Here is a 275-nt window from a genome sequence, read left to right on the forward strand (position 1 = left end):
TACGGCGTCGATCTCTTTATCGGCTCGACGTTGCAGATCGACGCGGACGCCAATTCATCCACGGTGACGCGCGGACGTCTCGCCGGCTTCGGCGGAGCGCCGAACATGGGCCACGATCCGCGCGGCCGCCGTCATTCGAGCGAAGCGTGGCTCAAGCTCCTGAAGGATCAGGGGCCCGTGTCGCGCGGTCAGAAGCTCGTCGTGCAACTCGCGGAGACATACAAGAAAGGCGGCGAACCGACCTTCGTCGACGAACTGGATGCCGTCGCCGTGGG

Annotated in this window: 1 protein-coding gene; it reads left to right on the forward strand. The window is 65.1% G+C overall.

All coding sequences use genetic code 11. From position 1 onward, the window contains the following. The coding region (locus SB786_RS36210) for a malonate decarboxylase subunit alpha (RefSeq protein ID WP_410731572.1) at positions 1-275 on the forward strand (275 nt) is incomplete at both ends.

This window comes from Burkholderia sp. SIMBA_062 (assembly GCF_046534765.1).
Taxonomy (GTDB): Bacteria; Pseudomonadota; Gammaproteobacteria; order Burkholderiales; family Burkholderiaceae; genus Burkholderia; species Burkholderia ambifaria.